Annotated in this window: 23 protein-coding genes; 9 read left to right on the plus strand and 14 right to left on the minus strand. The window is 65.0% G+C overall.

The window, feature by feature from the left end:
- Positions 1-30 precede the first annotated feature (30 nt).
- The 4 genes from IVB48_RS11230 to ggt form a co-directional block, all read right to left on the minus strand.
- The gene (locus IVB48_RS11230) at positions 31-2,322 is read right to left on the minus strand and encodes a xanthine dehydrogenase family protein molybdopterin-binding subunit (RefSeq protein WP_247399962.1); all 2,292 of its coding nucleotides are present in this window, start codon (positions 2,320-2,322) and stop codon (positions 31-33) included.
- A 2-nt stretch (positions 2,323-2,324) separates the two neighbouring features.
- Complete coding sequence (locus tag IVB48_RS11235; RefSeq protein WP_247291377.1) at positions 2,325-3,341, minus strand: xanthine dehydrogenase family protein subunit M; 1,017 nt, start codon at positions 3,339-3,341, stop codon at positions 2,325-2,327.
- Positions 3,342-3,345: 4 nt separating this feature from the next.
- On the minus strand, positions 3,346-3,909 hold the full coding sequence (locus IVB48_RS11240; RefSeq protein WP_247291379.1) for a (2Fe-2S)-binding protein: 564 nt from the start codon (positions 3,907-3,909) through the stop codon (positions 3,346-3,348).
- Between the two features lie 223 nt (positions 3,910-4,132).
- Positions 4,133-5,719 (minus strand): gamma-glutamyltransferase, encoded by a 1,587-nt coding sequence (gene ggt / locus IVB48_RS11245; RefSeq protein ID WP_247399965.1) that lies wholly within the window; start codon positions 5,717-5,719, stop codon positions 4,133-4,135.
- Positions 5,720-5,904: 185 nt separating this feature from the next.
- Between ggt and IVB48_RS11250 the strand changes: the two genes are divergently transcribed.
- Together IVB48_RS11250 and IVB48_RS11255 are read left to right on the plus strand one after the other, a co-directional pair.
- On the plus strand, positions 5,905-6,702 hold the full coding sequence (locus IVB48_RS11250) for a rhodanese-related sulfurtransferase (RefSeq protein ID WP_247399967.1): 798 nt from the start codon (positions 5,905-5,907) through the stop codon (positions 6,700-6,702).
- The gene (locus IVB48_RS11255) at positions 6,692-6,910 is read left to right on the plus strand and encodes a SlyX family protein (protein WP_007606917.1); all 219 of its coding nucleotides are present in this window, start codon (positions 6,692-6,694) and stop codon (positions 6,908-6,910) included. Before IVB48_RS11250 ends, IVB48_RS11255 begins: the two co-directional genes overlap by 11 nt.
- Before the next feature lie 6 nt (positions 6,911-6,916).
- Here IVB48_RS11255 and IVB48_RS11260 read toward each other — a convergent pair whose 3' ends face one another.
- Together IVB48_RS11260 and IVB48_RS11265 are read right to left on the minus strand one after the other, a co-directional pair.
- A complete protein-coding gene (locus tag IVB48_RS11260) occupies positions 6,917-8,821 on the minus strand; it encodes a diguanylate cyclase (protein WP_247399969.1) in 1,905 nt (634 codons plus the stop codon).
- A 171-nt stretch (positions 8,822-8,992) separates the two neighbouring features.
- Entirely contained in the window at positions 8,993-9,208 is a 216-nt protein-coding gene (locus tag IVB48_RS11265) for a hypothetical protein (protein ID WP_007595236.1), read from the minus strand.
- Between the two features lie 110 nt (positions 9,209-9,318).
- Here IVB48_RS11265 and hemE point away from each other — a divergent pair, with 110 nt between their 5' ends.
- Positions 9,319-10,353, plus strand: a complete 1,035-nt coding sequence (gene hemE, locus IVB48_RS11270) for a uroporphyrinogen decarboxylase (RefSeq protein WP_247399971.1) — start codon at positions 9,319-9,321, stop codon at positions 10,351-10,353.
- Between the two features lie 218 nt (positions 10,354-10,571).
- On the opposite strand, the gene hemC is transcribed toward hemE, so the two are convergent.
- Genes hemC through IVB48_RS11285 form a run of 3 tightly spaced genes read right to left on the minus strand, consistent with a single transcriptional unit; the run spans position 10,572 to position 13,847 of the window.
- On the minus strand, positions 10,572-11,552 hold the full coding sequence (gene hemC / locus IVB48_RS11275; protein WP_247399973.1) for a hydroxymethylbilane synthase: 981 nt from the start codon (positions 11,550-11,552) through the stop codon (positions 10,572-10,574).
- A 25-nt stretch (positions 11,553-11,577) separates the two neighbouring features.
- Complete coding sequence (locus IVB48_RS11280; RefSeq protein WP_247399975.1) at positions 11,578-13,203, minus strand: choline dehydrogenase; 1,626 nt, start codon at positions 13,201-13,203, stop codon at positions 11,578-11,580.
- A gap of 53 nt (positions 13,204-13,256) precedes the next feature.
- Positions 13,257-13,847 carry a TetR/AcrR family transcriptional regulator gene (locus IVB48_RS11285; protein ID WP_247399977.1) on the minus strand — a complete coding sequence of 197 codons (591 nt, stop codon included), beginning with the start codon at positions 13,845-13,847 and terminating at the stop codon, positions 13,257-13,259.
- A gap of 100 nt (positions 13,848-13,947) precedes the next feature.
- Between IVB48_RS11285 and IVB48_RS11290 the strand changes: the two genes are divergently transcribed.
- The 4 genes from IVB48_RS11290 to IVB48_RS11305 all read left to right on the plus strand — a co-directional run bounded on the left by IVB48_RS11290 (position 13,948) and on the right by IVB48_RS11305 (position 17,692).
- Complete coding sequence (locus IVB48_RS11290) at positions 13,948-14,313, plus strand: nuclear transport factor 2 family protein (RefSeq protein WP_247357086.1); 366 nt, start codon at positions 13,948-13,950, stop codon at positions 14,311-14,313.
- Between the two features lie 360 nt (positions 14,314-14,673).
- Positions 14,674-16,635, plus strand: coding sequence for an EAL domain-containing protein (locus IVB48_RS11295; RefSeq protein WP_247399979.1), 1,962 nt, complete (start codon positions 14,674-14,676; stop codon positions 16,633-16,635).
- 231 nt (positions 16,636-16,866) lie between these two features.
- Positions 16,867-17,316, plus strand: a complete 450-nt coding sequence (locus IVB48_RS11300) for a response regulator (protein WP_247399981.1) — start codon at positions 16,867-16,869, stop codon at positions 17,314-17,316.
- Complete coding sequence (locus tag IVB48_RS11305; protein WP_247399982.1) at positions 17,267-17,692, plus strand: response regulator; 426 nt, start codon at positions 17,267-17,269, stop codon at positions 17,690-17,692. Before IVB48_RS11300 ends, IVB48_RS11305 begins: the two co-directional genes overlap by 50 nt.
- A gap of 17 nt (positions 17,693-17,709) precedes the next feature.
- Here IVB48_RS11305 and IVB48_RS11310 read toward each other — a convergent pair whose 3' ends face one another.
- The 5 genes from IVB48_RS11310 to pgm form a co-directional block, all read right to left on the minus strand.
- Positions 17,710-18,102 carry a response regulator gene (locus IVB48_RS11310; protein WP_035961702.1) on the minus strand — a complete coding sequence of 131 codons (393 nt, stop codon included), beginning with the start codon at positions 18,100-18,102 and terminating at the stop codon, positions 17,710-17,712.
- An 88-nt stretch (positions 18,103-18,190) separates the two neighbouring features.
- A complete protein-coding gene (locus IVB48_RS11315; protein WP_247399983.1) occupies positions 18,191-19,171 on the minus strand; it encodes a PDR/VanB family oxidoreductase in 981 nt (326 codons plus the stop codon).
- A gap of 12 nt (positions 19,172-19,183) precedes the next feature.
- Positions 19,184-19,936 (minus strand): GntR family transcriptional regulator, encoded by a 753-nt coding sequence (locus IVB48_RS11320; RefSeq protein WP_247399984.1) that lies wholly within the window; start codon positions 19,934-19,936, stop codon positions 19,184-19,186.
- A 6-nt stretch (positions 19,937-19,942) separates the two neighbouring features.
- Positions 19,943-20,992, minus strand: coding sequence for an aromatic ring-hydroxylating dioxygenase subunit alpha (locus IVB48_RS11325; RefSeq protein ID WP_247399985.1), 1,050 nt, complete (start codon positions 20,990-20,992; stop codon positions 19,943-19,945).
- A 285-nt stretch (positions 20,993-21,277) separates the two neighbouring features.
- Entirely contained in the window at positions 21,278-22,924 is a 1,647-nt protein-coding gene (gene pgm, locus IVB48_RS11330; RefSeq protein WP_247291408.1) for a phosphoglucomutase (alpha-D-glucose-1,6-bisphosphate-dependent), read from the minus strand.
- 141 nt (positions 22,925-23,065) lie between these two features.
- Between pgm and IVB48_RS11335 the strand changes: the two genes are divergently transcribed.
- Together IVB48_RS11335 and IVB48_RS11340 are read left to right on the plus strand one after the other, a co-directional pair.
- A complete protein-coding gene (locus IVB48_RS11335) occupies positions 23,066-24,208 on the plus strand; it encodes an alpha/beta hydrolase (protein ID WP_247399986.1) in 1,143 nt (380 codons plus the stop codon).
- Positions 24,209-24,298: 90 nt separating this feature from the next.
- Positions 24,299-25,117 (plus strand): transglycosylase SLT domain-containing protein, encoded by an 819-nt coding sequence (locus IVB48_RS11340; protein ID WP_247291413.1) that lies wholly within the window; start codon positions 24,299-24,301, stop codon positions 25,115-25,117.
- The last annotated feature ends 33 nt before the right edge of the window (positions 25,118-25,150 follow it).

Here is a 25,150-nt window from a genome sequence, read left to right on the forward strand (position 1 = left end):
CTAGCGCAACGCCGACGCCGTTTCCACCCCTCACACCTCGATATTTTCGAGCCGCACGGGCAGCTTGCGGATGCGCTGGCCCGTGGCGTGATAGATCGCATTGCAGATCGCCGCATTGGTGCCGACATTGGCGAGCTCGCCGAGACCCTTCACGCCTGCCGGGTTGATGTGATCGTCCTGCTCGGAAAGCAGAATCACCTCGACGCCGGGCACGTCGGCATTCACGGGCACTAGATAGTCGGCAAGATTGTCGTTGACGTAGCGCGCATTGCGCTCGTCGATCTCGGTGGCCTCCAGCAGCGCCGAGGACATGCCCCAGATCAGGCCGCCCATGAGCTGGCTGCGCGCCGTGCGCGGATTCATGATGCGGCCCGCCGCGAACGCTCCGACCAGCCGGGGGCAGCGGATTTCATGGGTAAAGCGGTTGATGCGGACTTCGACGAACTCGGCACCGAAGGCATAGGCGATCTTGTCCTTCATCTGATGGCCACCGACGAGCCGCGCGTGCCCGCTGTGCATGGCCGTGAAGGAATCCAGCGGCGCGCCTTCGGGCTTCCACTCGCCATATTCCTCGACGATACCGACGCCGAGCGCGTCGAAGGCCTTCTCGAGATCGAGTGGACGATCGCTCTGCGCCGCCTGCGTGCTCGGCGCCTGGCTGATGCCGACAGTCTCCTTGGCCTTGTCGGCGAGACTGTCGCTCGGCATCACGGCCTTGAACAGCCTTTGGCGAATCCGGTCGCACACCATCATCACCGCCGAGCAGGTGCTGGCAGTCGAGTTCGAACCGCCGGCAACAGGCGCCGGCGGCAGATCGCTGTCACCCAGGAAGACCGCGACCTTCTCCAGGGGCACGCCGAGCCGCTCGGCCGCGGTCTGGGCGATGACGGTATACGCACCCGTGCCGATCTCGTGGCCGGCGATCTCGACCCGGGTACGGCCGTCACGCTGGAGGCGAACGCGCGCGGCAGAGGGCGCCATCTGCGTCGGATAGCAGGTGGCGGCACAGCCATAGCCGACCAGCCAGTCGCCGTCCGACATCGATTTCGGCTGCGGCGAACGCTGCGACCAGCCGAACGCCTTCGCGGCCTGGTCGAAGCACGCCATCAATGACCGCGACGTATAGGGCTTGCCGCCGATCGGCTCGACGGTGGTGTCGTTGATGCGGCGGAGCTCGACGGGGTCCATGTTCAGCTTCACCGCGAGCTCGTCCATCGCGCTCTCCAGCGCGAAGAGATACGGCACCTCGGGCGGTGAACGCATGAAGCCCGGCGTGTTGCGGTCGGCGCGCACGATCGAGACCAGACTGGCGACGTTCGGGCAGGCATAGAGCCGCGTCGTGGTCTTGGTGCCGCCGACGCAATAGGCATCCGGACGCGACGAAACCTCCGCGCCGTCGTGCCTCAAGGCCACCAGCTTGCCGTTCCGACCCGCACCAAGCCTGATCTCATGGCGCGTCTCGGCGCGGTGGGTCGCGATGGTGAAGCCCTGGTCGCGGGTCGGCACCAGCTTGATGGGCCGGTTCAGGCGTTTGGCAATGCCGGCGATGATGGCGGTGCGGGGCGTCATCGAGCCCCGCGAACCAAAGCCGCCGCCGACATAGGGATTGACGACACGGACCTTGTCGGCGTCGATGCCGAGCTGCTCGGCGACACCGTTCTTCAGGCCGTAGACATACTGGCTGCCCTCGTAGATGACGAGCTCGTCGCCCATCCAGGCGCAGCTCGTCGTAAACAGCTCCATCGGATTGTGGTGCTGGGTCGGCGTTTCATAGGAGGCGGTGAGCTTGACCTCGGCCGCGTCGAACGCCTTGGCGAAATCGCCGACCTCCGGGTCTTCCTTGAACTGTGCGTTCTGTCCTTTTGCCGCTGCCGTGGTGGTCCCCGGCGAGTCGAAGCTCGCACTCGGCATTACGGCCGTGTAGCTGACCTTGACGCGATTGGCGGCCTCGCGCGCCGCCTCGTAACTCTCGGCGATGACGACGGCGATGATCTGGCCGTCATGGGCGATGTCGGCCGATTTCAGCGGCTGGATCGTGGTGCCGGCATAGCCGCCATTGCTGAACAGTTTCGATTCCTTCAGCTTCGGAGCGTTCTCGTGCGTGACGATGTCGATCACGCCGCGGACCCGCCTGGCATCGTCGAGATCGAAACTGTCGATGCGGCCCTTGGCGATGGCGCTGGTGACCAGGAATGCGTAGGCAGGATTGTCGAGCGGCATGTCGGACGCATATGTCGCCCGGCCCGTGACCTTTGCGGCCGCATCATAGCGCGGCACGGGCCGGCCCATGTTTGCCTTCGGCTCGGGAGCTGCAGCGGTCATGATCAGATCTCCATCGTTACGGCCTGCTGGAGCGCGCGCGCCACCACGCGCTTGCCGAGCGCGATCTTGAAGCTGTTGTGCCGGCGGCCCTTGGCGTCCGCAAACGCGGCATCGGCCACACGCTTCGTCAGACCGTCGTCGAATTTCTGTCCCTTCAGCAGCGCCTCCGCCTCGCGGGCCCGCCACGGCACGGTGGCGACGCCGCCGAGCGCGATACGCGCGTCCCTGATCGTGCCATCCTGCACGTCGAGCGCGACCGCAGCCGACGACAGCGCGAACTCGTAGGACTGACGGTCGCGCGCCTTGAGATATACCGAGCGCGGCCAGCGGCCGGAAATGGAGAACGCAGAGATCAGCTCACCGGGCCGAAGTGTGGTCTCGATCTCGGGCGTGTTGCCGGGCGCCTTGTGCAAATCTGCGAACGGCAGGTTGCGCGTGCCGGACTTGCTGGTGATCTCGACCATCGCATCGAGCGCGATCAACGCCTGGGCGAAATCGCCGGGATAGGTCGCGATGCACTGATCGGACGTACCCAGCACCGCATGCATGCGATTGACGCCATCCATGGCGGCACAGCCCGAGCCAGGATTGCGCTTGTTGCAATTCTCATAGGAGACATCACGGAAATAGCTGCAACGCGTTCGCTGCATCACATTGCCGCCGAGCGTCGCCATGTTGCGCAGCTGGGCGCTGGCGGCGAGCTTCAGGGAATTCGCGATCACCGGGTAGTTGCGCTGGATCTCGGCATGCGCGGCCACGTCGGACATCTTGGCGAGCGCGCCCAGCCGTAAGCCATCACTGCCGGGCTCGATCGCCGACCAGCCCCGCGCCAGCGGACTGATATCGACAATCGCCGCGGGCCGCATCACGTCCAGCTTCATCAGGTCGATCAGCGTGGTGCCGCCCGCGAGCGGCTGCGCCGTAGCCTTGGTCAGCGGATTGTTCGCGGCCGCGGCAGCGCTGAGCACCTGCACGGCCATGTCGGGGTCTGTTGCCCTTTGATACGAAAACGGTCGCATGCGCCTAGCCTTTCATGATCTCGGGCGCGGCCTGCTTCACGGCGGCGACGATATTGGGGTAGGCGGCGCAGCGGCAGATGTTGCCGCTCATGTTTTCGCGGATGTCGGCCTCGCTGCCCGCATGCCCCTCCTTGACGCAGGCCACGGCGGACATGATCTGGCCCGGCGTACAATAGCCGCACTGAAACGCGTCGTTGTCGACGAAGGCCTGCTGCATCGGATGCAGATGATCGTCGGTGGCAAGGCCTTCGATCGTGGTGATCTCCTGCCCCTCGGCGGCGAGGGCGAGCGTCAGGCACGACACCACGCGTCGATCGTCGATCAGGACCGTGCAGGCACCACACTGGCCGTGGTCGCAGCCCTTTTTGCTGCCGGTGAGCTTGAGATGCTCCCGCAGCGCGTCGAGCACCGTCGTGCGCGCGTCGATGTGCAGGCGCTTGTCCTTGCCATTGACCCGCAGCGTGACATCGACAGGAAGCACCGGATCCTGGGCGGTCGACGCGCTCGCATCCTGCGCGGCCGCGCGCGCCGTCATGGGGACCAGCGCAGTGCCGGCCGCGCCGGCCATGAACGCGCGCCGATCGAATCCGGACGGTCCGGAACCTGGTTTTTCCGACATGGGAGGGCCTCCGCCGCTTGGAGCAAAAGCAGCGCACGCCTGCACCGCTCATCGGCCCTTAACCTGAAGCAATGAACTCCGTTCCGAACGAGAAAGGGCGACGCAGCAAATGCCGCGTCGCCCCTGCGTCAACTTTTCCTGATCTTGCGCGGGGAACTCTGTCCCGCGGGGGTCAATATCCGAGCGCGCAACCATCCTTGCGCGGATCGGAACCGCCGGTGAGCGTGCCCTTGTCCCAGTCGATCCAGATCGCCTGCGCGCCGCCGAGCGGACTGACGACGCTGGTGGTCTTGTGGCCGAGCTTCTTCAGGCCTTCGACGATATTGGCCGGCACGCTGTCCTCGAGCTGGTATTGGCCTTCGTAGTGCAGGCCGCGCGGCATATCGATCGCCTCCTGCACGTCGCAGCCATAATCGAGGATGTTGGTCACCACATGGGTCTGGCCAACCGGCTGATACTGTCCGCCCATCACCGCGAACGGCATCACGGAACGGCCGCCCTTGGTGAGCAGGCTCGGCATGATAGTGTGCAGCGGGCGCTTGCCGCCGGCGATGCAATTCGGATGGCCGGGCTGGATGCGGAAGCCGCCCGCGCGGTTCTGGAGCAGAACCCCGGTCTTGTTCGAGACGATCGCCGAGCCGAAGGAATGCGCGACCGAGTTGATGAACGAGCAGACGTTGCGGTCCTTGTCCACGACGGTGATGTAGATGGTCGAGGGATTCATCGGCGGCGCGACGTTCGGCAGGTCGAGCATGCCGTCCATACGGATCTTGTCGATGTGCTCGTTGCAGTATTCCTTGGCGAGTATCTTGGCGACCTCGACCTGCATATGCTCGGGATCGGCGACATGCAGCTCGCGGTGCATGTAGGCGATGCGTGCGGCCTCGGCTTCGAGGTGGAAGCGCTCGATGCTGAGCGGCGCGTATTTCGTCAGGTCGAACCGCGACAGGATGTTCAACATCAGCAGCATGGTGAGGCCGGGTCCGTTCGGCGGGCACTGCCAGACGTCGTAACCCTTGTACATGGTGCCGATCGGCGTCGTCGTCTCGGTGGTGTGCGCGGCGAAATCGTCGAGCGTGTGCAGGCCGCCGATTCCGCGCAGGGTCTCCACCATGTCTTCCGCGATCGGGCCCTTGTAGAAGGCGTCGCGGCCGTCCTTGGCGATCGCCCGCAGCGTCTTGCCGAGCTCGGCCTGGCGGATGACGTCGCCGGCCACCGGCGGCTTGCCGTGCGGCAACAGATAGCGCTCGGTGTTGGTGCCACCCTTCAGCTTCTCGAACTGGTTCTTCCAGTCGAAGGCGATGCGAGGGGCGACGACGTAGCCTTCCTCGGCCGCCTTGATCGCGGGCTGCAGCAGCCGGTCGAAGCCGAACTTGCCGTGATCGCGCAAAACGGTCGCAAAGGCGTCGATCACGCCGGGGATCGAGACCGCATGCGCCGAGGTCAGCGGCACGGAGTTGATCTTGCGCTCGAGATACCAGTCGGCGTTCGCCGCCTTCGGCGCGCGCCCCGAGCCGTTATAGGCGATGATCTTGCCCTCGCCGCGCGGCTGGATCAGCGCAAAGCAGTCGCCGCCGATGCCGGTCGATTGCGGCTCGATCACGCCGAGAATGGCCGAACCCGCGACAGCCGCGTCCACCGCCGTGCCGCCCTCGCGCAGCACCTCGATCGCGGCGAGCGACGCCTGCGGATGCGAGGTCGCCACCATCGCGTTGGTGGCGTGGACCGTGGACCTGCCGGGGAAATGGAAGTTTCTCATCGAAGTCTTTGCTTTCATTGGGCGGATGGCGCGGATGGCGCGCCGGCTCGGAAAACCGGGCCTACATGACACATTCCGGCCGGCCGGGGCAATGCTGGCATGCCAGGGAAATGGCTGCCATCCGCTGGGAATAGAGCTGCTCGTTGCGGGTTTTCCGGGCTGGCTCCGCCTGCTAAACGGGCGCCATGATTTGCAAGGTCGCCGCCTTCTACCAATTCGCTGCCCTGCCCGATTACCGCGAGCTGCGGGAGCCGCTGCGCGCGTTCTGCGCAGGCCTGGCGCTGAAGGGCAGCGTGCTGCTCGCGCAGGAGGGTATCAACGGCACCGTCGCGGGCCCGGGCGAGGCGATCGAAGCGCTCACCCATGAGCTCGCGCACGGCGACATGTTCGGCGGCAGGTTGAACAATCTCGAACTAAAATTCTCGACCGCCGAGACGATGCCGTTCGGCCGGCTCAAGGTGCGGCTGAAGAAGGAGATCGTCACGCTGGGTGACGAAACCGCCGATCCGACGCGGCAGGTCGGCACCTATGTCGATGCGGCCGAATGGAACGCGCTCATCGAGGCGCCCGACACGCTGGTGCTCGACACCAGGAATGCCTTCGAGGTGGCGATGGGTACGTTCGACGGCGCGCTCGACCCCGGCATCAGTAGCTTTGGCCAATTTAAACATTTTGCGGCTGAGCAGCTCGATCCCGCCAAGCACCGCAAGATCGCGATGTTCTGCACCGGCGGCATTCGCTGCGAGAAGGCGAGCGCGCATCTGCTCGCGCGCGGCTTTGCCGAGGTCTATCACCTCAAGGGCGGCATTCTCAAATATCTGGAAGAGATGCCGGAGGCCGAGAGCCGCTGGCGCGGCGAATGCTTCGTGTTCGACGAGCGCGTCGCGCTCGGCCATGGTTTGCAGCAACTTGGTTTGCAACAACTTGATTTGCAGGAATGTGGATTACGCGAACGGGATAAGGACGCGGCACGTGACGAATGAGATCAAGACGCTCGGCGAGCGCATCGACACGCTGGAGACGCGCCTCGCCTATCAGGACGACGCGATCGAGACGCTGAACCAGACCATCACCGCGCAGTGGAAGCAGATCGACGCGCTGACGCGGAGAATCGCGGAGCTCGGCGAGCGGCTGCAGGAGGCCGAGGCGAATGCGCCGGGAGCCGCCAATGAGCGTCCGCCGCATTATTGAGCGGGGTTACTGACCGGACGCCTTGAGCAGGAGGTTGCTCACCTCGCCCGACATCATCAGCCGGTTGCGCCCGGCCTCCTTGGAGGCATAGAGCGCCTGGTCGGCGGCCTCGATCAGCGAGACTACGCCGGCCGTGCGCTCCAACGCCGGCCGGCAGGCAGCACCGCCGAGCGAGGCGGTGACGCAGCCAGCCACATGGTTGCTGGTGTGAACCAAGCCCGCATCCCGGATCGCCCGTCGAATCCGGTCGCCGATCAGGGCGCAGCCCGCAGCGTCGGTGTTCGGCAGCAGCATGGCGAACTCCTCGCCGCCATAGCGCGCCGCCAGATCGCCGGAACGATGCATCTCGGCGGCGATGATCTGCGCCACCTGCCGGAGGCAGGCATCGCCCGCGGGATGGCCGTATTCGTCGTTGTAAGACTTGAAGTGGTCGACGTCGATCATCAGCAAAGAGAGGCTGGAGCGCTCGCGATAGGCACGCGCCCACTCCTCCTTCAATCGTTCATCGAAGCGGCGGCGATTGGCAAGCCCGGTGAGGCTGTCCTCGATCGCGAGCGTTTCCAGCCGGGTCTCGAGCTTCTTCTGCTCGGTGATGTCGCGCGAGATCGCGACCACGCCGTCCACGCGGCCATTCTCCTTGCGGGTCACCCGCATGGTCGATTCGAGCCAGACTTCGGCGTTCTGCCGGTGCGCGTTGCGATATGTGACGCGCACCTCCTCCTTCTCGCCGCGTTTCATGGCGTCGACGAGAGCCTGCACCTGCGGCCGGTCGTCCGCGTGAATGCCGGCGAGCGCGAGGGTACCGATCAGCTGATTGGCGCGCCAGCCGACGACGCCAATCGACGATGGCGAGACATAGCGCAACCGCTCGTCGAGGCCGATCCGCGTGACCATGTCGCTGGAGCCTTCGGCAAGAAGTCGGAAATGCGCTTCTTTCTCGACCAGCGCGGCCGCCATGCTCTGGCCCCGTTGCAACTGCCGCACCAGCACCGCACCGATGATCGCGATCAGCATGACCAGCGCGAGCACGTAGAGCATGCGAGAGGTCGCCGCAGAGCGCCAGGGCGCCAGCAGTTCGGCCTTATCGACGGTGGCGAGCAGGACCAGCGGATAGCGGCCAGAGCGCTTGAAGAAGCTGACCCGGTCGGCGCCGTCGAGCGGCGACTTGAAATGATAGGCGCCGCCCGGCCGCTGCAGGCTGGCGTCGCGGAACAGCGGCGTATCGGCAACGCTGCGACCGACGAACCTGTCGTTGCTCGGGTTGCGCGCGATGATCAGGCCGTCACCGTGCGTCAACGCCACCGAGCTGTTGCGGCCGATCTCGAACTGTTCGTAGAAATGCGAGAGATATCCCGAGCTGATGGTCGCGAGCACCACGCCACCGAAGCTGCCGTCGAGCTTGTTGAAACGGCGCGACAAGGTGACGACCCATTCGCCGTCGAGCAGGCTCTTCACGGGCCGGCCGACATGGGGCTCCCGTTTCGGCGAGAGCTGGTGATAACGGAAGAACGCGTCGTCGTTGAGGGTCGAGCCGATCGTGCCGGGCGAGGTCAACCAGTTGCCGTGTTCGTCGATGATGGCGAGGCTGTGGATGCGCTCTATCGCCTTCTTGCGCGCCTCCAGCAGGGTTCTGAGCTTGGCGATCGTGGCCGGCTCGGCGCCGTCCATCTCCAGCCGGCTGACGACGCCGACGACGCCTGAATCCAGCAGATCGAGGCTGTCCTCGGCATGCTGCGTCAGCGAGCGAGCAACATTCGCCATCTCGGTCTCGGCACCCTTGAGCACCGCGTCGCGCGCCGCCCATTCCCGCCAGCCGCTGACGCCGAGGATGGCCACGCAGGTCAGCGCGACGAACGCAGCTGCCCGCAGCGGCAGGCGGCTCCATCCGGCTCTTTGGGTCACAGCGCTCATGCAGCAGAAATCTCCGATCGCCGGAACTTCTGCCGCTTCTGTTATTGAACTCTGAAACGTCGGGATAAATATGCAGTGATGTCCCCGGTTTTCCGTAGTCGTACGGACGCCGGACTCAGCGCATCGCTAACAAGGCATTAGCAAACCTATCGGAATCCGGCGCACCCGCCGCTAGCTGAAGATGGCCTTAACCTTGTCCCAGAGCGAGGGATTGTCGGCCTCCGCATCGGCCTTCGAGGGCGTCGGCTGGGCGGCGCTCACGGGATCGGATGCCGGGAAGGTATCCTTCAGCCCGGCGTCGAGCTTGGCGTGGCGGTCGGCGGCGAGGGCTTCGTGCAGATCGTCGGCGTGCTTGTCATGCGGCGCGGGGTTGAATGTCTCAGCCATGGTCTCGTCCTCCGTTGGCTGGTCAACGCGGTCCAATTGCGCTTGGTTCCCCTGTTCCGCTTCGGGCCGTGGCGGTGTATCAGGAGCCCTAACCATCTTCAGGACCGTTCGTGCCCCAGTCTGCGACAAAACCCTTCATCGACGTCCTCTCCGGCCAGCGGCAGGTCGTTCCGCCGGTCTGGATGATGCGGCAGGCCGGCCGTTACTTGCCGGAATATCGCGAGGTGCGCGCCAGGGCCGGCGGCTTCCTCGACCTCTGCTTCAACCCGGAGCTTGCCGCGGAGGTGACGCTGCAACCGATCCGGAGGTTCGGCTTCGATGCGGCGATCATCTTCTCCGACATCCTGGTGATCCCCTATGCGCTCGGTCGTTCCGTGCGCTTCGAGGTCGGCGAGGGTCCGCGGCTCGAACCGCTGGATGATCCCGCCAAGGTCGCGACACTGGCGAAGCAAGCCGATTTCGGCAAGCTCGCCCCGGTGTTCGAGGCCCTCAAGATCGTGCGCGGCGCGCTCGATCCCAGGATCGCGCTGATCGGCTTCTGCGGCGCCCCGTGGACGGTGGCGACCTACATGGTCGCCGGCCAGGGCACGCCCGACCAGGCGCCGGCGCGGATGATGGCCTACCGGCATCCGGAGGCGTTCGCAGCTATCATCGACGTGCTGGTCGAGAACTCGATCGAATATCTGCTGGCGCAGCTTGCGGCCGGCGCCAACGCCTTGCAGATCTTCGACACCTGGGCCGGCGTGCTGCCACCCGCCGAATTCGCGCGCTGGTCGATCGAGCCGACCCGGCGCATCGTCGAAGGCGTGCGCGCCAAGATGCCGGACGCGAAGATCATCGGCTTTCCGCGCGGCGCCGGCGCGCAACTGCCCGGGTTCGTCGAGGCGACCGGCGTCAACGCGGTCAGCATCGACTGGACCGCGGAGCCGGCCTTCATCCGCGAGCGCGTGCAGAGCAAGGTTGCGGTTCAGGGCAATCTCGATCCGCTGGTGCTGATCACAGGCGGCGCGGCGCTCGACCGCGCGGTCGACAACACGCTGGCGAATTTTGCGCAAGGGCGGTTCATCTTCAATCTCGGCCACGGCATCCAGCCGGAAACACCGATCGCCCATGTCGAGCAGATGCTGAAGCGCGTGCGGGGCTGATTTATTTTGCGCCTGGGGAGCGGGAAAACAAAAAAGTGCGAAAACAACCCCATGCACAGTAGAGAGATCACGCCCGATCAATGACTTAGGGCGGACCGAAATCAGATGCTTCGTCATCGCATCAGGTCGCGCCAACATTTGACCCGTCGGGCAAAACAGGCGCATGATGCCATCATCGCAGCGCTGTCCCCCTCGTCATTGCGAACCTGCGGGAAAACTTACCGCGGCCGGCTGCGCTCGATGATCTCGGCGGCGCCCCTGGCCAGCAGATCCAGTCCCACCGCACGGCCTAGTTCGCGGGGACGATTGGCGGGACCCGAACGCAAGGCTTCGATGATGGAGTTGCCGGAGAGATCGAGCACGGACGCGGTGAGCGACATCTGATCGCCCGCAATGGTCGAAAAGCCCGCCACCGGCGAATTGCAATGGCCGTTCAGCACCCACAGCACCTCGCGCTCGGCATCGGCGCAGGCGTGAGCAGCGGGATCGTCGATCGATGCGAGAATGCGACGCGTCTGCCAGTCCTGTGCCGCGCATTCGACCGCGACGATGCCCTGCCCCGCTGCCGGCAGCATTTCCGCCGCGGAGAACTCGTAGCCGATGCGATGGGAAAGGCCGACGCGGTCGAGGCCGGACCGCGCCATGATCAGCGCGTCCGCGGGCCCCACCGCGTCGCCATCCGGCAGGCGCTGCTTCTCGCCATTGTCCAGTTTTCGCACGCGCGTGTCGGCGGCGCCGCGGAAGTGGATGATCTCGACGTCGGGAAACAATCGCCGCGCGTAGGCGGCGCGGCGGACCGCGTTGGTGCCGATCTTGAAACCCTTGCCACGCGACTGGCGCAATGCCTCCAGCGTCACGCCGTTCCGCAGGACCAGCGCGTCATTGGGAGGATCGCGCGAGAGCGTGGCGCCGATCACGAGGCCGGGCGTGTCTTCGTTGCCGGGCATGTCCTTCAGCGAATGCATCGCCGCATGGAGCTCGCCCGACAGCACGGCGGCGCGGATCTGCGCCACGAAGGCACCGCCCTTGCCGCCATGGGGCAGCAGCTTGCTGGTCTGGTCGAGATCGCCCGTGGTGTCGAACTTGACGATCTCGACGTCGAGATCGGGCATGGCAGCGGTCAGGCGGCGCGCGATCTCTTCCGTCTGTTCCAGCGCCATCGCGCTCTTGCGTGTGCCGATCTTGAATCGCGTAGCCAAGCCCAAATCCTCTCAAGACGCGAGTTTACCGCGCATCCTCCAATATCATGTCGGAGGCCTTTTCGGCGATCATGATGATCGGCGCGTTGGTGTTCCCCGACACGAGATCGGGCATGATCGAGCCGTCGACGATTCGGAGGCCTTCGAGGCCCCTCACCTTCAGCCGCTGATCGACCACCGCGAGCGCATCATTGCCCATACGACAGGTCGAGGTCGGATGGTAGATGGTGCTGCCCCGCTCACGGCAATAATCCAGCAGCTCGGCATCCGTGGACACCTTCGCTCCGGGATCGTATTCGTCGACCACGAACGGCTTCAGCGCCGGTGCATGCAATATGTTGCGCAGGATCTTCAGGCCTTCCACGTTGGTGGTGCGGTCGGTCTCGGTCGACATATAGTTGATGCGGATCTCCGGCGGCACTGTCGGGTCGGCGCTTTTGATGCGCAAGGACCCGCGGCTTTCGGGACGGAGCTGGCACACCGACGCCGTGAAGCCGGAGAAACCATGAAGCTTCTCACCCATCTTGTCGGTCGAGAACGGCAGGAAATGGACCTGGATGTCCGGCGAGGCCAGCCGCGGACTGGTCTTGAAGAACGCGCCCGCCGTGCCGGCCGCGATCGTCAGCCAGCCTTTGCGGAACAGCGCATAGCGCGCACCGGCCATCGTGCGGCGGAGCGGATGATTGACGGTGTCGTTCAGCGTGATCTTCTGCGAGCAGCGCATCACGATGCGCACCTGCATGTGGTCCTGGAGATCGTGCCCGACGCCCGGCGCGTCCAGCACGACATCGATGCCGTGCTTGCGCAGGAGGTCGCCGGGGCCGACGCCGGAGAGCTGGAGCAGCTGCGGCGAGTTGTAGGCGCCGCTCGACAGCACGACCTCCTTGCGCGCGCGGGCGCGGCGCAAATTGGCGCCCTGACGGTATTCAACGCCGACCGCGCGGCGGCCCTCGAACAGCACGCGCTGGCCGAGCGCGCCAGTTTCGATCTTGAGATTGCCGCGGGCCTTGGCGGGGCCGAGATAGGCCACCGCCGTCGAGGCGCGGCGGCCATTGCGGGTCGTGGTCTGGAACAGGCCGACACCTTCCTGCGTGGCGCCGTTGAAATCAGGATTGTAGGGCAGGCCGGTCTCGACCGCGGCGTCGATGAAGGCCTTCGACAGCGGATCGGTCACGACCATGTTGGACACCGGCAGCGGGCCGCCGCTGCCGTGATATTGATCGGCGCCGCGCGACTGGTTCTCGGCCTTCTTGAAATAGGGCAGCACGTCGTCATAGCCCCAGCCGGCGTTGCCGCGCTGACGCCATCTGTCGTAATCCTCGTGCTGACCGCGGACATAGAGCAGACCGTTGATCGAGCTCGATCCGCCCAGCGTCTTGCCGCGCGGCTGGAACACCTGGCGGCCCTTCAGCTCGGGCTCCGGCTCGGTCTGGTACATCCAGTTGACGGTCTTTTCCTTGAACAGCTTGCCGTAGCCGAGCGGCACGTGGATCCAGATGTTGGAATCCTTCGGCCCTGCCTCGAGCAGCAGCACGCTGTGCTTGCCGTTCGCCGACAGCCGGTTGGCGAGCACGCAGCCCGCAGAGCCGGCACCGACGATAATGTAGTCGAATTCAGGATCGGAGGGCGTCAGGGAGGAAGTTGCGTTCATGCGCTACTGTTCTTTTTGTTGGTGGGGGCGTTTCCAATCATCACTTAGCACGATCATGCGGCGACGCGCAGCGCCTCGATCAGCGACCCGAACGCACGGGCATATTCCGCACCCGCCCTTGCGATATCGGCGCGTCCGGCGCAGGCGACGGCGGCCTCCGTCACCGCGCCGAGCAGCAGCCGGGCCAGCGGCTCGACCGGCTGCCGCGCGATCAGGCCGGTCTCCATCGCCGCCGCGATCGCGCGCGGCAGCTTGCCCCCGAAATGTTTGGCGTCGATCTCGCGCCAGCGCTCCCAGCCGAGCACGGCCGGGCCATCGCGCAGGATGATCTGACCGGTCGGGCCTTTGGCGGTCGCGGCGAAATAATGCTGGGTGCCTGCGACCATCGCGGCGAGCACGTCCTTCTCGGCGCGGGCCGTGCTGTCGATCTCGACGACGAGATCGCGCGAGACCTGGTCGAACACCGCTTCGAACACCGCCTCCTTGGTCTTGAAGTGATGATAGACCGCGCCCTTGGCGACGTGGGCGGCTTCGGCGATCTCGTCCATCGTCGTGGCGGCAAAGCCTTGCGTCCCGAACAGGCGGCGCGCCGCCGTCAGGATCGCCTCCGATGTCGCAGCCCGCCGCTCCGCCTGTTTTGCCATGGGTGTGCTGTAGTCGAAATGGACCAGGACAGCCAGTTGACTTTTCGACCGCCGGTCGGTATTTACCGACTAGTAGTCGGTTTTACTCGTGAGGTGTGCCATGCCGAGCCGTGATGTCGTCGAAGCTTTCGCCAACCGATTGGAGGACGGGGATTTCGTCGGCGCGATCCTCGACTACTACGCGCCGGACGGCGCCACCTATGAAAACCAGGCCGAACCCCTGGTCGGACGCGACAAGCTCGCGGCCAAGGAGCGCGGCGTGCTGGCAGCCTTCAAGGAGGTCAGGGCCGTGCGCATCGGGCCAAGCCTGATCGAAGGCGACCATGTCGCGACGCGCTGGAGATTCAGCTTCACCAATGCCGAAGGCATCATCCGAACGTTGGATGAGATCGCATGGCAGACGTGGCGGGGCGATGAGCTCGTCGAGGAACGCTTTTATTACGACCCCAAGCAGATGGGGCGGTGATGCCTAGAGGAAAGCTGTCATCGCCCGGCTTGACTGGGCGATCCAGTATTCCGAGACAGGTGTGATTGATCGGATAGGTCGCAGCGTACTGGGTGCCCCGCCGGAGCCTGTCATCGGGCTCGCCGAAGGCGAGACCCGGTGGCGGGGCATGACAGTGAATTGGTGGCGAACACCGAGCCGCCGTCACAACCGTAATGCGGGGCGCCGCATTTGTATCGATTTGTTATCGAACGACGCCACGAACACGCAGAAGTGGTCAGAGCAATCATCGCAAGCTCGGATAATTCATAGTTCGTCAAAGGTTTGCAGCGAAGTCTCCGGACCGGGCCGGACAAGCGGCCCATGCTGCTAGGCTCTGGAATGCGGACTCAAACGACCAGCTATTTCGCGCGGCTGTTCGCCGGCGATCTGTCGGCCTTTGGCGGTCCCGTAACCGACGAAGCCGTCGCCGGCCACATCCGCGCCGAACAGATGTCGCTGGTGCTCGGCTATTCGGTCGGCATCATGCTGGCCAATGCCTGCAACGCCGGGGTGCTCGTCGTCGCGCTGTGGCATTCGCCGGACTTGAAGTTGGCCTTGATCTGGGCCGCCATCGTGGCGGGCGCCGCGATCGCGTTCGGCCTGCAATCCCATGCCGCGCGCCGCATCACCAAACCGCAATTCGTCTCGCGCCGGGCCATGCATCGGCTGGTGCGCAATGCTTTCATCCTCGGCGCCGCCTGGGGCACCGTTCCGGTCGCATTCTTCGCCAATGCCTCAACCGGCGGGCAGCTCGTCATCACCTGCCTTTGTTCGGGGATGCTGGCGGGGGGCGCGCTGGCCTTCGCCACGATCCCGATCGCCGCGATCGCATTCACGGCCCCGATCTTCGCTGGCATCGCGATCTGCCTCGGCAGGAATGGCGATCCGGCGTTTCTGCTGATCGCCTTCCTGGTGGTGGTCTACGGATCGGTGCTGCTGCGCAGCGTGTTCGTCAATTCGATCGCGTTCGCACGGCGCGTGATGCGGCAGATCGAGGCCGAACGTACGGTGCGGCAGGACCCGCTGACCCATCTGCCCAATCGCGTCGCGTTCAACGAAACGCTCGATGCAGCCTTGAAGCGGCTCGTTCTGTCCGGCGAGGAATTCGCGGTCCTTCTGCTCGATCTCGATCGTTTCAAGGAGGTCAACGACAAGTTCGGCCATCCCGCCGGCGACGAGTTTCTGGTCCAGATCGCAAGCCGCCTGCAACGCTGCACCCGCGCGGCCGAGCATGTCGCACGGATCGGCGGTGACGAATTCGCGCTGGTGATGGCCAATCTGGCGCGGCCGGAGGATGCGCTCGAGATCGCCGAGCGCTTCGTCGCGGCCTTCGACGAACCGTTCCAGATCGAGGGCCGCCAGATCGTCGGCGCGACCAGCGTCGGCATCGTGCTGGCGCCGCGTGACGGCAGCACGCAACTCGACATCATGAAGAACGCCGACACCGCACTCTATCGCGCCAAGAACGCCGGACCCGGCACGGTGTGTTTCTTCGAAGAAGCCGACGACCGCTCGTCACGCGACCGCAAGGCGCTGCAATCGGATCTGGAAGGCGCCATCGCCAGGGACGAGCTGTTCCTGGTGTTCCAGCCCTTTCTCGACCTCAACGGCAACCGCATCACCGGGTTCGAGGCGCTGCTGCGTTGGCAGCATCCCCAGCGCGGACTGGTGCCGCCGAGCGAGTTCATTCCGATCGCCGAGGAAACCGGGCTGATCCACGAGATCGGCGAATGGGTCGTCCGCCGCGCCTGCGCGACGGTTGCCGAGTGGCCCGAAGAAATCAGGGTCGCCGTGAATTTCTCGGCCGCACAGTTTCACAACAACGGCCTCCTCCAGATCATCGTGCAGGCACTTGCGGACGCGAAGATCGCCCCGCACCGGCTCGAGATCGAGATCACGGAATCGATGCTGCTGTCGAAATACGCCTCCGCCGCGTCGGTCCTCAACGCGCTGCTGGAGCTCGGCGTCACCGTGGCGCTCGACGATTTCGGCACCGGCTTCTCCTCGCTGACCTATCTGCGCAAGCTCCCGTTCAGCCGCATCAAGATCGACCAGTCCTTCATCCGCGACATGCTGGTGCAGCCGGACTGCGCCGCGATCGTGAAATCGGTGATCGGGCTCGCGCGCGACCTGCGCATCGGCGTGGTCGCGGAAGGCGTCGAGACCGCCGACCAGCTCGAATATCTGCGCCAGATCGGTTGCGACGAAGTTCAGGGTTATCTCATCAGCCGGCCGGTGTCGGCGGATCAGGTTCTGCCGCTGCTGGATCCGAAGAAGCTTCGGGCGACTTACGCGGCGTAGCCTAGACCATCATGTGTGCTTGATGCCTCAGGTGCTCTCGCAGCGCGTGAGCTGCACCGTGCGGCACACTGAATGCGCGCGATCTGCCCTTAACCTATGTGAAAGAGCGCCGCACGAAGCACTCGACCTAATCCGCGCAATGCGGAATCAGGAACGATGCGGCATCCTTGAAGTTGATGGGACATCCCTAACCCATTGAGGTCCAAAGTGAACAGAGCGCCGGACGGGAGAGTGGGCCCGAACGACACCCCCCGTCACGTCGTGATGGTTGTCGAAGACGACATCTGGATACGCCTGATGATCTCCGACGAGCTGCGCGGTGCAGGTTTCGAGGTGATCGAATGCGGCAGTGCCGACGAAGCCATTGACCTGTTGCGCGGTGGAACACGGGTTTCGACTGTTTTCAGCGATATCAGGCTTCCCGGCTCAATCAACGGCCTTGGTTTGGCAAAAACGGTGAGGCAAGAATTTCCCGACCTGCCGATCCTGTTGGCATCCAGCGATCTGCCGCGGGACGACAGCACGCTGCATGATCGCTTCTTTGCGAAGCCCTACGATCCTCGCACCATAGTCGAGGCGATCCGATCTGTCGTCGCCAGGAACGGGTCGGGTGCCAGCCCGTTACCGCTCCATGACCGATTTAAGCAGCGCTCCGGCGACCCGTACGATCCTGCTGGCTGAGGATGAAGTTGTCATCCGAATGCCGATCGCGAAGCATTTGCGCGAATGTGGGTATCGGGTGATTGAAGCCGTGACGGCCCATGAGGCGATCGACGTTCTCGATCACGCGGATTTCGCGATCAATGCCGTGATCACCAATTTAGCATTGGCGGGCGACGGCTTCGGTATCGCGAAGTGGGTTCGAGAGCACAGGCCGGAGCTGACGGTGTTACTTACTGGCACACCCGAGCGATCCGTCGATGTAGCCGCCGGACTTTGCAGAGAGAGCTCAGGACGTGGAGCCGTTGACCCGCAGCTGCTGCTGAGAAGAATTCGCTGGCTGCTCGCCAACCAAAATCGACCCGTGCCGGGCCGAGGCGCACAGCGAGCGGTGTGAATGAGCGCGCATCGACTCTATTCGGCAGCAGCGTTTGGCGATTGTTCGGCGCAGAGCTCGCGGACGTGATCCGAAAGTTTTGCGACGTCGTAGGGTTTCTCCCATCGGGGCACGTGCTCGAAGCGGTGCGGAATGGCGGCGGCCCCATAGCCCGTCGCGAAGACAAAAGGTTTGCCGGCGCGCGTGAGCTTGTCAGCCATCGGATAAGCCGAATCTCCTCGCAGATTGATGTCAATCACCGCGACGTCGAAAGCAGGATGCTGAATAGCCATCGCGTCCGGCAGCTCGGAAACGGGACCGATTACCTGGAACCCGAGCGACCGTAGCGACCGCGCCAGATCATCCCCGAGGAAGTACTCATCCTCGACGATGAGAACGCGGCAAACAGTTGGCTGCCCGTGGCTGGTCATTGGCTTCACTCGCGGCACAGAGCCGCGGCGGATCAACACTCATGAGGCAGACGGGTTCCTGCAGTCCCTGTCGGAGATCGTGAACCGGTCAGATCGCATCCGCCCGGAGCAGCGTGTCTACGGTGATGGTGCCGCGGGCGCGCGAAACGCAGGCGCAGATCTTCTGGTTACTTTGCTTCTGATGGTCGCTGAAGAAGACATCGCGATGATCGATCTCGCCATCGACGGCGACCACGTCGATGGCGCACAGGCCGCATTCGCCGCGCTTGCAATCGTACATGACGTCGTGACCGCTGGCGTTGAGGACATCAAGCATCGAGCGCTCGCGCGGGATCTCCAGCTCGACATCGGAGCCTTTCAGGCGCACGCGAAATGTCTCGGTCGGCAGCGTGCCGCTGGAGCCGAACGTCTCGTAGCGGAGATCGGGAAGCGGATGGCCGGCGCCGATCCAGGCGTGGCGCGCGGCATCCAGCATCCGCATCGGGCCGCAGAACAGCGCCAGCGTGTCCTTGCGCACCGAGGCGAACAGGGCGTCGAGATCGAGCCGCTTGCCCTCATCGCTGGCGTGAACGACCAGGCGATCACCCAGCGTTGCGGCGAGATCGTCGAGATAGGCCGCCTCAGCGCGCGAGCGCACCGCGTAATGCAGCGTGACATCGGCGCCGCGCCGCGCCAGCGCCTGCGCCGCACCGAGGATCGGGGTGATGCCGATGCCGCCGGCGATCAGGCAGTAGTTCTGGCGTGCCCAGTCGACCGCGAGCAGCGAGGCGGGCGTCGTGATGTCGAGCCGCGCGCCCGGCTGCAACGACCACATATAGCGCGAGCCGCCACGCGAATCCTCGGCGCGGCGCACCGCGATCCTTAAACCCTGCGACGACGCTTCCCCGACCAGCGAATAGGACCGCGTCTCGGGCTGCCCGTCGATGGTGACGCTGACATTGATGTGGCTGCCGACCGGATAGGCGGCGCCATCGAACTGGTCCGGCCGGATCAGGAATTCGCGGATGCCCGGCGCGAGATCGCGCGTCGAGACGAGCGTCGCCGGACTCCAGGTTTCGATGAAGCGCATGGCACTCCCCTCTCAATCGGTTGCGGACTTGATCAGCGCGAGCGCCGGCAGCAGGTCGAGATGGGTCCGGTTGCGCAGCGCGAGCCGCAGATTGCGCACCGCGAGCCGCGCATGCTCGCGCATGACCGCTTCGGCGCGCGCGCCTTCGCGGTTCTCGATGGCGTCGATCACGACGCGGTGGTGCTCCTGCCCGATGATCAGGATCTGCTGCGCCTCGGGCAGCGCCGATTGCGCCATCACGAAACCGCTCGGGGATGCAAACGGCAGCGCCGAGGCGCGGTCGATCTGCCGGATCAGCGGCGGGCTGCGCGACAATTCGGTGAGCAGGGCGTGGAAGCGCGCGTTCAGCGTGACATAGGACGAGAACGCGTCGACCGAGATCGGGACCTGGCGCAGCAGCTCGTCGATCGCGGCGAGGCACTCCTTCAGCGGCTCGAGCTCGCGCGCGGAGACGCCGCGTTCGGCGGCAAAGCGCGCGGCGAGCCCTTCCAGCGTGCCGCGCAGCTCGATGGAGTCGGAGATGTCGCGCTCGGAGAACGCCTTCACCATGAAGCCGCCGGAGGGAATCGCCTCGAGCAGGCCCTCCTCCTCCAGCCGCACCAGCGCCATGCGCACCGGGGTGCGCGAGGCGCCGGTGGTCTCGACCGCCTGGAGCTCGGAGATGCGCTCGCCGGGGCGCAACGAGCCCGAGAGGAGCTGGTCGCGCAGCGCGAGCTGCGCCTTCACGGTCTGCGAGACGGAGCGGTCGACCTCACGCTCGGCCATGTCGGCTTACTCCGCGGCCTGAAGATGCTGCGGCGGGTTTTCCTTCGCCATCATCTTGTCGATCAGCTTGCGCGTCCACATCGCGCCGGCGTCGATGTTGAGATTGTAGAAGATGCGATCGGGGTTCTCGTCCATCGCGCGCTGCTGCGCCTCGAGGATCACCTCGTCCTCGTGGAAGATGCCGGAGACGCCCTCGCGGATCTCGGAGGTGATGCGCTGCTCGCCGAGCTGATAATTGCGCACGAAGGCCCAGAAATAGTGGCAGGTCTTCTCGGTCTCCGGCGTGATGGTGTTGAGCACGAAGCCGTTGACGCCTTGCGAGCGGTCGCCTTCGGGCGCGCCGGTGCCGGTCGGCGCCACGCCGACGTCGATGGCAATGGTGCACGGCGCTTCGAAACGGATGATCTGCCAGCGATCGATGAGGCCGGATTTGCCGAGCTGCTTGGCCCAGAACGGCGGCGCCTCGATGCCGCGCATCCAGCGCGTCACCGTGACAGTCTTCTCGCCATGGGTGACGTCGAACGGCGCCTCTGCGACCGCCTCGTTGCCGATGGACGAGCCGTGCACGAACGTCTCGTGTGTGAGGTCCATGAGATTGTCGAGCACGAGACGATAGTCGCAATTGACGTGGATGGTCTTGCCGTCGCCGGCCCAGGCCGGGTCGTGATTCCAGTGCAGGTCGGGCACCAGCGCGGGATCGGCCAGCGCGGGATCGCCCATCCAGAGCCAGATGTAGCGGTGACGCTCGACCACGGGATAGGCGCGCACGCAGGCCGACGGGTTGATGGTCTCCTGCGACGGCATGAAGGTGCAGCGCCCCTGCGCGTTGTATTTCAGGCCGTGATAGCCGCAGACGACGGTGTCGCCCTCGAGCCGGCCCTTGGACAGCGGCACCAGGCGGTGCCAGCAGGCATCCTCGAGCGCGGCCACCGAGCCATCGGCCTTGCGGTACATCACCACGTGCTTGCCGCAGATCGTCCGCGGCAGCAGTGCCGGCTTCACATCGGCGTCCCAGGCAGCGGCATACCAGGCGTTCATCGGGAAGGGTTTTGTCACCGGTCTCACTCCCAAGGCTTGTGGATACGTTATGTATACAATAGCGGAGGAGCGAAATCGTTCAAGGGCGGTTATGTCGTATTATAATACCGTTCTCTCGGATCGTGTATACAAACCGTTGTCATTCCCCGCGAAAGCGGGGAATCCAGTACTCCGCGGCGGTCGTTGGTTCACTCAACTGGCGCCGCGGCGTACTGGATCACCCGCTTTCGCGGGTGATGACACCTGTTGATGCGGCGAGTCTCCCCCTGGAGGAGCAGTGGCAGCGGCGCTTTGGCTCGTCCGCTACGCGCCGAACACCTTCGCCAACCCTGCCTGAGCCTCCTGCTGAATCGCCTTCAGGTGCTCGGGGCTGCGGAAGCTTTCCGCATAGATCTTGTAGACGTCCTCGGTGCCCGACGGCCTGGCGGCGAACCAGCCGAAATCGGTTTCGACCTTGATGCCGCCGAACGGCTGGCCGTTGCCGGGCGCCTTGCTCAGCGTGGCGCGGACGGGATCGCCGGCGAGATCCTTCAGGCCGAGCTGCTCCGGCGTGACGGACTTCAGGATGTTCTTCTGCGGCGTGGTGGCGGCGACGTCGATGCGCGCGTAATGGGGCACGCCGAACTCGGCAGTGAGGTCGTTGAAGAGCTGGCTCGGATCGCGGCCGGTCTTCGCCATGATCTCGGCCGCGAGCAGGCCGAGGATGATGCCGTCCTTGTCGGTCGTCCACACCGTGCCGTCGCGGCGCAGGAACGAGGCGCCTGCACTCTCCTCGCCGCCGAAGCCGAAGCCGCCCGTGAGGAGACCGTCGACAAACCATTTGAAGCCGACCGGGGTCTCGACCAGCTTGCGGCCGAGTTTTTTCGCGACGCGGTCGATGATCGAGCTCGACACCACGGTCTTGCCGATCGCGGCGTCCTTGCCCCAGTTCGGGCGGTGCGCGAACAGATAGAAGATCGCGGTCGCGAGATAATGGTTCGGATTCATGAGGCCGCCGGTGCGCGTCACGATGCCGTGGCGGTCCGCGTCGGTGTCGTTGGCAAAAGCGACGTCGAAGCGGTCGCGCATCGCGATCAGGCTCGCCATCGCGTAAGGCGAGGAGCAGTCCATGCGGATCTTGCCGTCCCAATCCACCGTCATGAAGCGGAACGTCGGGTCGATCGCCTCGTTCACCACGGTCGCCTTCAGGCCGTAGCGCTCGATGATCGGATGCCAGTAGTGCACGGCGGCGCCGCCGAGCGGATCGATGCCGATATTGACGCCGACGGATTTGACCAGGTCGAGATCGACGACGTTGCCGAGATCGGCGACATAGGGTGTGACGTAGTCATAGGCGTGGACGTTCGCGGCTTTGCGTGCCCTGGCGTAGTCGATGCGCTTCACGCCCTTGAGGCCGTCGGCGAGATAGGCGTTGGCGCGCCTCTCGATCACGGAGGTCGCATCAGTGTCGGCCGGTCCGCCATGCGGCGGATTGTATTTGTAGCCGCCGTCCTCGGGCGGATTGTGCGAGGGCGTGACGACGACGCCGTCGGCAAGGCCCGAGGTGCGGCCCTTGTTGTAGGTCAGGATCGCGTGCGAGATCACCGGCGTCGGCGTGTAGCCGCCGTCCTTGTCGATCATGATGTCGACGCCGTTGGCCGCGAACACCTCGACGGCGCTGACCAGCGCGGGCTCGGCCAGCGCATGGGTGTCGATGCCGATAAAGAGCGGACCGGTCAGCCCCTTTTCACGTCGGTAATCACAGATTGCCTGCGTCGTCGCGAGGATGTGGCCCTCGTTGAAGCTGGTCTTGAACGAGGTGCCGCGATGGCCGGAGGTGCCGAACGCCACCCGCTGCGCGGGATCGGCGACATCGGGCTTGCCGGCGAAATAGGCCGTCACCAGCCGCGGAACGTTGGTGAGCGCGTCCGGCGAGGCCTGCTTGCCCGCCGCGGGATGAACATCAGCCACTGAATATACCTCGTCCTGTCGTAGAATTGCGCGATACCATAGCATCGGCCAAGCCCCCGCCAAGAGCACAACACCCGCAATGGGGCGGCCGTTCCTGAGATCATGCTATGGTCTTTCGATCGGGGCTTTTCGAGTCGGGGCATGACGCTGTTTCAGAGGCTTCTGGTTGTTCTGACGGCCTGGCTTGCGATGGCCGGCATCGTGCCCGATGCGACGGCCTCGGAGTTCTACACCGAGGATTTGCGTATCCCGATGGCCGAGGCCGGACCGCAGGGGCTGGAGGCGTTCCTGGTCCGGCCGGCCGGGACCAGGCGCTATCCGCTGGCGCTGCTCAGCCACGGCTCACCGCGCAGTTTCGACGATCGCGCGACGATGTCCGCGCACAAATATTACGGCATCGCTCTCGAATATGCCCGGCGCGGCTTCGCCGCGCTGATCGTGATGCGGCGCGGCTACGGCACCTCGCCCGGCGGGCGCGTCGACAGCGTCGGGGGCTGCGCCAATGCCGCTTATCTGCCGGCCGCGGCGGTCGCGGTGGCGGATTTGCGCGCGGCGGTCGAGGCGATGGTGCGCAGGGCCGACGTCACCACCTCGGGCATGATCGCGGCCGGCCATTCCGCCGGCGGGTTCGCCACCGTTGCGTTGACGGCGCAGGCACCAGCGGGTCTCGCCGCCGCGATCAGCTTTGCCGGCGGGCGCGGCTCGCGCGACGATGACGACGTCTGCAATCCGAACGGGCTGGTGCAGGCCTTCGCCACGTTCGGCAAAACCTCGCGCGCGCCGATGCTGTGGGTCTACGCCAGCAACGATTCCTACTTCGGTCCCGAGCTCGCGCGGCGCCTCCATGACGGATTTCGCGCCAGCGGCGGCAACGCGAAATTCGTCGCAGCGCCGCCTTACGGCGACGATGGCCACTATCTCTATTCGGTGGTGAGCCGTCCGCAATGGACGCCATATCTCGACGCCTTCCTGCGCGAGCGAGGTCTCGGCCACGACCTCCTGAGTCTGCCCGATCCGCTGCCGCCGCCGGGCCAGCTCAGCGAGGCCGCGCGCGCCGAGTTCGCTCGGTATCTCGCCAGCACGATGCCGCACAAGGCTTTTGCGGTGTCGCCGAACGGCGGTTACGGCTGGCGTTCGGGGCGCGCGACCGCCGACGACGCCCAGCGCGATTCACTTGGCGCCTGCACAAAATGGTCGCCCACCTGCACGCTCTATGCGGTCGACGACAAATTGGCCGGGGCTGCGCCAAGCACATCAACCGACCAGAGCTCGCGGTCGCGATAGCTTCAATGCGCCGCTGGCCGCCCGAGCCGGACCGCGCCCCGGGGCCGCCAGAAAATCGGTTGTTAACTCGAAAGATATAATACGTGGTCGATGCTGCGGGATCGAACACACATCAATGCCCGCGCGACGTGGACACACGTTGCGATAGCCGTGCTTTGGTTGGCATCCACCTCCGTGCGCGCTCAGGACGGCGCTCTAAACGACGTGGGACCGGCGTTGGCGGCCGGCGGTCACAATGCAGATCTCGGTGCCGGAGAGACGCCGGCATCGCGGGCAGCGATTCGAAAAATTATCGAAAGAGAAACGGCCAAGACCAATCTGCCCGCGGACATTGCGGAGGCCGTCGTCTTCGTTGAAAGCGGTTACAATCCGGGCACCATTGGCACCGTCGGCGAGATCGGCCTCATGCAGGTTCGGCCCGAAACGGCAGCGATGCTCGGATTTCGGGGAAATAACGCAGAGCTCGCAGAGCCTGATATCAACATCCACTACGGCGTTCTCTACCTCAGTCGCGCATGGCGCCTCGCAGGCGGGGACCTTTGCCGCGCCCTGATGAAATATCGAGCAGGTCATGACGAGGAGTCCATGACTCCGCGCTCCCAGGTCTATTGTCATCGCGCCCGCAATCGTCTTGTCTCCATGAACTCGACGAATGTGGGAAGCCAAGCCGCGGCCGTCCCAGATGTAGCACCGGCGCCAACTCCGGCACCCACCGTCTCGAAGTCAGCGCACAATCAGAAATCAGCACACAGTCAAAAGACACCGGCACAGCCGAAGGACGTTTACGCGCGGTACCGTCAAGGCACGGCGGTCGCGAGCAGGGCATATTGGGCAGCACAGGAAGCCCGGGTCCGCCTCATCAAGGCTCGCGTCGAAGCCAAGTGGAAACGGGTGGCATCACGCCAATAGAATTAGAGTTGCGGCCTTGAGACGAGCAGCGGT

The sequence above is a fragment of the Bradyrhizobium sp. 76 genome (assembly GCF_023073025.1).
In the GTDB taxonomy this organism is placed as follows: domain Bacteria; phylum Pseudomonadota; class Alphaproteobacteria; order Rhizobiales; family Xanthobacteraceae; genus Bradyrhizobium.

What these genes read in the sequence shown, in the direction of transcription:
- IVB48_RS11230 (WP_247399962.1), bottom strand. Translation starts at nt 2,322, where the DNA reads ATGACCGCTGCAGCTCCCGAGCCGAAGGCAAACATGGGCCGGCCCGTG.
- IVB48_RS11235 (WP_247291377.1), bottom strand. Translation starts at nt 3,341, where the DNA reads ATGCGACCGTTTTCGTATCAAAGGGCAACAGACCCCGACATGGCCGTG.
- IVB48_RS11240 (WP_247291379.1), bottom strand. Translation starts at nt 3,909, where the DNA reads ATGGCCGGCGCGGCCGGCACTGCGCTGGTCCCCATGACGGCGCGCGCG.
- ggt (WP_247399965.1), bottom strand. Translation starts at nt 5,719, where the DNA reads ATGAGAAACTTCCATTTCCCCGGCAGGTCCACGGTCCACGCCACCAAC.
- IVB48_RS11250 (WP_247399967.1), top strand. Translation starts at nt 5,905, where the DNA reads ATGATTTGCAAGGTCGCCGCCTTCTACCAATTCGCTGCCCTGCCCGAT.
- IVB48_RS11260 (WP_247399969.1), bottom strand. Translation starts at nt 8,821, where the DNA reads ATGAGCGCTGTGACCCAAAGAGCCGGATGGAGCCGCCTGCCGCTGCGG.
- IVB48_RS11265 (WP_007595236.1), bottom strand. Translation starts at nt 9,208, where the DNA reads ATGGCTGAGACATTCAACCCCGCGCCGCATGACAAGCACGCCGACGAT.
- IVB48_RS11280 (WP_247399975.1), bottom strand. Translation starts at nt 13,203, where the DNA reads ATGAACGCAACTTCCTCCCTGACGCCCTCCGATCCTGAATTCGACTAC.
- IVB48_RS11285 (WP_247399977.1), bottom strand. Translation starts at nt 13,847, where the DNA reads ATGGCAAAACAGGCGGAGCGGCGGGCTGCGACATCGGAGGCGATCCTG.
- IVB48_RS11290 (WP_247357086.1), top strand. Translation starts at nt 13,948, where the DNA reads ATGCCGAGCCGTGATGTCGTCGAAGCTTTCGCCAACCGATTGGAGGAC.
- IVB48_RS11295 (WP_247399979.1), top strand. Translation starts at nt 14,674, where the DNA reads ATGCGGACTCAAACGACCAGCTATTTCGCGCGGCTGTTCGCCGGCGAT.
- IVB48_RS11305 (WP_247399982.1), top strand. Translation starts at nt 17,267, where the DNA reads ATGACCGATTTAAGCAGCGCTCCGGCGACCCGTACGATCCTGCTGGCT.
- IVB48_RS11310 (WP_035961702.1), bottom strand. Translation starts at nt 18,102, where the DNA reads ATGACCAGCCACGGGCAGCCAACTGTTTGCCGCGTTCTCATCGTCGAG.
- IVB48_RS11315 (WP_247399983.1), bottom strand. Translation starts at nt 19,171, where the DNA reads ATGCGCTTCATCGAAACCTGGAGTCCGGCGACGCTCGTCTCGACGCGC.
- IVB48_RS11320 (WP_247399984.1), bottom strand. Translation starts at nt 19,936, where the DNA reads ATGGCCGAGCGTGAGGTCGACCGCTCCGTCTCGCAGACCGTGAAGGCG.
- IVB48_RS11335 (WP_247399986.1), top strand. Translation starts at nt 23,066, where the DNA reads ATGACGCTGTTTCAGAGGCTTCTGGTTGTTCTGACGGCCTGGCTTGCG.
- IVB48_RS11340 (WP_247291413.1), top strand. Translation starts at nt 24,299, where the DNA reads ATGCTGCGGGATCGAACACACATCAATGCCCGCGCGACGTGGACACAC.